The following is a 6,002-nucleotide window of genomic DNA, read 5'->3' on the forward strand; positions in this document are numbered from 1 at the left end:
CGCGCACGAATGCTACTTTTTTGGTAGCTATTCGCGCTTGCTACACCTGCCTTACAGGCATTTTTTATGCCAATTTTTGGGCCATGCGTACAGCCTCGATCAGGCTGGAGGCATCGGCCACGCCCTGGCCTGCGATGTCAAATGCGGTGCCGTGGTCGGGGCTGGTGCGCACCAGCGGCAGGCCCAGCGTCACGTTCACGCCTTTGTCCACGCCCAGGTACTTGACCGGAATCAGCCCCTGGTCGTGGTACATGGCCACCACCACATCGAACTCGCCGGGGTGCCCTGGCGCATGGCGCGCGCGCATGAACACCGTATCGGGCGCCAGCGGGCCACTGACCTGCAAGCCCTGCGCACGGGCCGCAGCAATGGCCGGGGCGATGTACTCAATCTCCTCGCGCCCGAACAGCCCGCCCTCGCCTGCATGGGGATTGAGGCCCGCTACAGCAATGTGCGGCGCACGGCCCAGGCTGCGCAAAAGCGCCGCATGGGTGATGCGTAGCGTTTGCAGCACGTTATCGAACGTCACCGCGTCCAGCGCCTGGCGCAACGACACGTGGATGCTCACCAGCACGGTGCGCAGCTCATCGCTGGCCAGCATCATGCGCACGGGCATGTCGGCCAGCGCCACACCGGTATGTGCTGCCGCCTCGGCCTGTAGCAGCTCGGTGTGGCCAGGGTAATCAACGCCTGCGGCGTGCAGCGCCTCTTTGTGCAGTGGCGCCGTGACCAGCCCGGCGATGTCGCCGCGCAGCGCCGAACGCGCCGCCCACACCACACAATCGGCGGCGGCGCGGCCCGCCTCTGCGCTGATCTGGCCAAACGGCTGCGGCCCCGGTACACCCGGCAGCTGCCACACCGGCAGGCAGCGCGGCGGCACCGACAAAGCCTGCGCAGGCTCGGTCAGCAAGGCCACGGGCAGCGATGGCTCTCCGGGCCGCTGCACGCACTGCGCAGCGCGGCGCAACGTGGCCAAGTCACCCACCACGAAGCAGCCGCGCAGATCATCGGGCGCATCGCGGAAGGCCTTGGCGATGGTTTCGGGGCCGATACCGGCAGGATCGCCTTGGGTGATGGCCAAGAGTTTCGGCAGGGAGGGGACAGTCATGGGTGATTAATTTCAAGCAAAATTTGGCTCCAAGGCTCACCAGTATTGCGCTAACAGCTATACAAAAAGGAGCAAATTAGCTGTTGATGGCGCCATGGATCGGCTGGGCGTTCAGGCCGGGTTGTCGATATCGATGAACACATGCTCCAGGCCGTGCAGGGCCGCCACATGCGCAGCCACGGCGGGGGCGCCGTAGCGCTCGGTGGCGTGGTGGCCTGCTGCGATGAAGGCCACGCCCATTTCACGCGCCAGGTGCGCCTGGGGCTCGGAGATTTCGCCAGTCACAAAGGCATCGGCACCGGCGGCGATGGCGGCCTCAAAGTAGCCTTGCGCACCGCCGCTGCACCAGGCCACGCGCCGGATGGGCGCTGCGCCGGGTGGCACCACCAGCGTGGCGCTGCGGCCCAGTACGCGCTCGATGTGCGCTGCCAGGGCCTGGGCGCTGGGGTAGTCCACACTGGCCACGCAGCCCAGTTCCTGCTCGCCAAAACGCGCATCAGCAGCCCAGCCCAGCGCTTGTCCCAAGCAGGCGTTGTTGCCCCATTGGGGATGCGCATCCAGCGGCAGGTGGTAGGCAAACAGGCTGATGTCGTGCGCCAACAGGCGTTGCAGGCGCTGCTTCATCCAGCCGGTAATGCGTCCGTCCTGCCCGCGCCAGAACAGGCCGTGGTGGACAAAAATGGCATCGGCCTGCTGGGCAATGGCCGCATCGATCAGCGCCCGGCTGGCGGTCACGCCGCTGACGATGCGCGCAATCTGCGCCTTGCCCTCCACCTGCAAGCCGTTGGGGCCGTAATCCTTGAAGCGCTCGGGTTGCAGCAGTGCGTCCAACGACTGCAGCAGGGTGTCTCTGGAAATGCTCATGCGCGCTATTGTCGTGCCGACGGCATGGCCAGGCAGGCGCGCAGCCCGGCATGGCGCAAACACCTGAGGGACAATGGCAGCCCGCCGTCAGGCCCATTTTTTGCCCACTTTCCATGAAACGCATCTGGCTGCTTTTTTCCCAGGCCGTGACGGTCTTCGTCGCGGGGTACTTTGTGGTGGCTACGCTGCAACCCGACTGGTTGCAGCGCGGCGCCACGCGCTCGGGCGCGGGTATCGCGCTCATCGAAGCCCCTGCCGCCGACCCCACCCAGCCCGCCCCCGGCAGCTTCAGCCCGGCCGCGCGCAAGGCCGCGCCAGCGGTGGTGAGCATCAACACCAGCAAAGCGCCCGTGCGCGACCCGCGCAGCAGCGACCCCTGGTTCCAGTTCTTCTTTGGCGACCAGGGCAACCAGCCGCAAACCGGCCTGGGCAGCGGCGTCATCATCAGCCCCGACGGCTACATCCTGACCAACAACCACGTCGTTGAAGGCGCCGATGAAATCGACGTGACCCTGACCGACAGCCGCCGCGCCCGCGCCCGCGTGATCGGCACCGACCCCGAAACTGACTTGGCCATCCTGAAAATCGAACTCGACAAGCTGCCGGTGATTGTGTTGGGCAATTCCGACCAACTCGCCGTGGGCGACCAGGTGCTGGCCATTGGCAACCCCTTTGGCGTGGGCCAGACCGTGACCAGCGGCATCGTCAGCGCACTGGGGCGCAGCCAGCTGGGCATCAACACCTTTGAAAACTTCATCCAGACCGATGCGGCCATCAACCCCGGCAACTCGGGCGGCGCGCTGGTGGATATCAACGGCAACCTGCTGGGCATCAACACCGCCATTTACTCGCGCTCGGGCGGCAGCATGGGCATTGGCTTTGCCATTCCGGTGAGCACGGCCAAGATGGTGCTGGACGGGATAGTCAAGGAAGGCCAGGTCACGCGCGGCTGGATTGGCGTGGAGCCCAGCGAGCTCTCACCCGAGCTGGCCGAGACGTTTGGCGTCAAGGCCACCGAGGGCGTGATCATCACCGGCGTGCTGCAAGACGGCCCCGGTGCGCTGGCGGGTCTGCGCCCCGGCGATGTGATCGTGCGTGTGGGCGACAAAGCGATTGCCAGCGTGCCCACACTGCTGGCCACGGTAGCCTCGCTCAAGCCCGGCGTACAGGCCAACTTCCATGTGCAGCGCGGCGACCGGATGCTGGAGCTGGGCGTGACCCCGGGCCTGCGCCCCCGGCCCGGGCGGGCACTGCGCCGCTGAGCGCGGTAGCGATCAGCCGGTCAGCCGGTCAGCCGGTCAGCCGGTCAGCCGGTCAGCCGGTCAGCCGGTCAGCCGGTCAGCCGGTCAGCCGGTCAGCCGGTCAGCCGAAGAATACTATCAAAATAATAGCTACCAGCGCGCACCCCTATTGGGCTGGAGACTGTTTTTACTCAAAATAATGGGAAATCAGGAAGACGATGCGGTCTGATCGGCCTCTTCCGGAGCCTGGGTGTGCTTGATGAAAATCTGCGCCGCCCAGATGCCCAGCTCATACAGCAGGCACATGGGAATGGCCAGCGCCAGTTGCGACACCACATCGGGCGGCGTGACGATGGCGGCAATCACAAACGCCAGCACGATGAAATAGCCGCGAAACTCGCGCAGTTTGGCCACGCTGACGATGCCCATGCGCGCCAGCACGATGACCACAATCGGTACCTCAAAGGCCAGGCCAAACGCCAGGAACATGGTCAGCACAAAGCCCAGGTAAGCCTCGATGTCAGGTGCCGCCGTGATGCTTTTGGGCGCAAAGCTCTGGATAAAGCTGAACACCTGGCCAAACACGAAGAAATAACAAAAACACACGCCGACAAAAAACAGCAGCGTGCTGGACACCACCAGCGGCAGCACCAGTTTTTTCTCGTGCGAATACAGGCCTGGCGCCACAAAGGCCCACACCTGCCAGAGCACAAACGGCAGGGCCAGCAAAAAGGCGGACATCAGCAAAATCTTCAGCGGCACCATGAAGGGCGAGATCACCGAAGTGGCAATCAGCGTGGCGCCCTTGGGCAGGTGCGCCACCAGCGGCGCGGCCAGCCAGTCGTAGAGCGTGCCCGGCCCCGGAAAAAAGAACAGCAACGCCGCCGCAATGCCCACGGCAATCAGCGCTTTGACCAGGCGGTCGCGCAGCTCCATCAGGTGCTGCACAAAGGGCTGCTCGGTGCCGGCGAGCTCGTCGTCTTGGGAGGATTTGTCGGACATGGTGAAGTGCTGCGGGTTTTACGCCCGCCAATGCCGCGCAGTGCGCTGCGGCATCAATGGAATTTGGGAGGCCGGTGGCGCGCCATGCGTGCAGCGCCCGACTGGGCCTTGGTGCGCACGCCATTGCGTGACTTGTACCACTGCGGCATGGCTCCGCGCTTGAGGCGCCAGTTCTTGCCCGGATGGCGGTAGGCAGGCACCACTGTGCTGCTGGCCGGTGTGTCCAGCGCCGGGGTGGTGTTGAAATCGGTGGCCTGCGCCCAGTCTTTTTCGAACTCGCTGGCGCTGGTCTGTATGGACTGCTCCACGTCGCGGGCAGCGCCCTCCATGGTCTCCTTCATTTTCTTGAGCTCGTCGAGCTCCATGGAGCGGTTGACCTCCGATTTGACATCGGCCACATAGCGCTGTGCCTTGCCCAACAAAGTGCCCACGGTGCGCGCCACGCGCGGCAGCTTTTCGGGGCCGATGACGATGAGCGCCACCGCGCCGATCAGCGCCAGTTTGGAAAAACCAATGTCAATCATGCCTGCACGCGCTCACGCTGCCTTAGCTTTTGTGCTTGGCTTCGACGTCGATGGTGGTCTTGTCGGCCACGGCGGGGCTGGCCACCTGGCCATTGGGCGGCGTGGCCGCGCTGTCGGACGTGCTGCCGTCTTTCATGCCGTCTTTGAAGCCTTTGACGGCGCCACCGAGGTCAGAGCCCATGTTCTTGAGCTTTTTGGTGCCAAACACCATGACAACGATCAACAGCACAATCAGCCAGTGCCAAATGGAAAACGAGCCCATGAATATCTCCTAAGGAATACGGTGGATTTTAGACGGGGGGTATGACAACCCCAAGGGCATATCCCCTTGCTGGCCGCAGCGTCAGCCCTTGAGCCAGGGGCGCGGCCCGCCCATGACGTGAACATGCAGGTGGTGGATTTCCTGGCCACCTTCAAGCCCGGTGTTTACCACGACGCGGAAACCCCCTTCAGGGTAGGGCTTGCAGCCTTGCTCCAGCGCCAGGCGCGGTGCCAGCGCCATCATGCGCCCCAGCAGGGCCGCATGCTCGGACTGGGCATGGGCCAGCGATGGCAGGTGCAGGCGCGGCACCATCAGAAAGTGGACTGGTGCCCACGGGTGGATGTCATGGAAGGCAAAAATCTCGTCGTCTTCATAGACTTTGCGGGACGGAATCTGGCCGGCAATGATTTTGCAGAAAAGGCAGTGGGGGTCGTGCATGGTGAGAACGCAAGTTCACGCACCGCAGTGCGCAAGGTTAAAACTGGAGCGCACGCCCACATCCTGGCGGTGCGCTTGCAGCCATTGCTGGCCTACCGTACGGCCCAGCGCAAACAACTGTCGCATGAAAGCCAGGTCGGTACGGGTTTTGCTGGCAGCGCCAAAATCTGCCAGCGCTGCGCCACCATCAATGCGGTGCATGCGCACCTCTTTGTAGTGGTCCATTTCTATCTTGCCTTCATCGCGCAGGCGGCGCACAAACTCGATGGAGCGCAGCTCGGCCAGCAAGCCAGCGTTGAAGGTGATTTCGTTGACGCGGTCGGTGATTTCGGCAACGGTGGCAGGCACCCGCAGGTGCTCGACCGGGTTGATCTGCACCAGCAAAATATCGCTGCTTTGTGCGGCGTAAATCAGCGGGTATAGCGGCGGGTTGCCTGAATAGCAGCCATCCCAGTAAGCGTCGCCGCCGATCTCCACCGCCTTGAACACCAGCGGCAGGCAGGCCGAGGCCATGACGGCATCTGCCGTCAGGCGCGCTCCCGAGAAGATTTCGCCGTGCCCGG

At 64.0% G+C, this 6,002-nt stretch carries 8 protein-coding genes; 1 reads left to right on the forward strand and 7 read right to left on the reverse strand.

Annotated elements, in window-relative coordinates; all coding sequences use genetic code 11:
- Window positions 1-64: 64 nt before the first annotated feature.
- Together pdxA and PHX69_RS02710 are read right to left on the reverse strand one after the other, a co-directional pair.
- A complete protein-coding gene (gene pdxA / locus PHX69_RS02705) occupies window positions 65-1,108 on the reverse strand; it encodes a 4-hydroxythreonine-4-phosphate dehydrogenase PdxA (RefSeq protein ID WP_288042269.1) in 1,044 nt (347 codons plus the stop codon).
- A 111-nt stretch (window positions 1,109-1,219) separates the two neighbouring features.
- Window positions 1,220-1,972: a Nif3-like dinuclear metal center hexameric protein gene (locus PHX69_RS02710; protein WP_288042270.1), complete on the reverse strand. Its 753-nt coding sequence runs from the start codon at window positions 1,970-1,972 to the stop codon at window positions 1,220-1,222.
- Window positions 1,973-2,085: 113 nt separating this feature from the next.
- Between PHX69_RS02710 and PHX69_RS02715 the strand changes: the two genes are divergently transcribed.
- Window positions 2,086-3,234, forward strand: a complete 1,149-nt coding sequence (locus tag PHX69_RS02715; RefSeq protein WP_288042272.1) for a trypsin-like peptidase domain-containing protein — start codon at window positions 2,086-2,088, stop codon at window positions 3,232-3,234.
- A gap of 186 nt (window positions 3,235-3,420) precedes the next feature.
- Here PHX69_RS02715 and tatC read toward each other — a convergent pair whose 3' ends face one another.
- The 5 genes from tatC to PHX69_RS02740 all read right to left on the reverse strand — a co-directional run.
- Complete coding sequence (tatC, locus tag PHX69_RS02720) at window positions 3,421-4,215, reverse strand: twin-arginine translocase subunit TatC (protein ID WP_288042273.1); 795 nt, start codon at window positions 4,213-4,215, stop codon at window positions 3,421-3,423.
- A gap of 53 nt (window positions 4,216-4,268) precedes the next feature.
- Window positions 4,269-4,739: a Sec-independent protein translocase protein TatB gene (tatB, locus tag PHX69_RS02725; protein ID WP_288042274.1), complete on the reverse strand. Its 471-nt coding sequence runs from the start codon at window positions 4,737-4,739 to the stop codon at window positions 4,269-4,271.
- Between the two features lie 22 nt (window positions 4,740-4,761).
- On the reverse strand, window positions 4,762-5,001 hold the full coding sequence (tatA, locus tag PHX69_RS02730; protein ID WP_288042276.1) for a Sec-independent protein translocase subunit TatA: 240 nt from the start codon (window positions 4,999-5,001) through the stop codon (window positions 4,762-4,764).
- An 81-nt stretch (window positions 5,002-5,082) separates the two neighbouring features.
- Window positions 5,083-5,439 (reverse strand): histidine triad nucleotide-binding protein, encoded by a 357-nt coding sequence (locus tag PHX69_RS02735; protein ID WP_288042277.1) that lies wholly within the window; start codon window positions 5,437-5,439, stop codon window positions 5,083-5,085.
- Between the two features lie 15 nt (window positions 5,440-5,454).
- Window positions 5,455-6,002: patatin-like phospholipase family protein (locus PHX69_RS02740; protein ID WP_353852398.1), on the reverse strand; the 548-nt coding region annotated here is incomplete at its 5' end.

It is taken from the genome of Simplicispira sp., assembly GCF_028687295.1.
GTDB lineage: Bacteria > Pseudomonadota > Gammaproteobacteria > Burkholderiales > Burkholderiaceae_C > Simplicispira > Simplicispira metamorpha.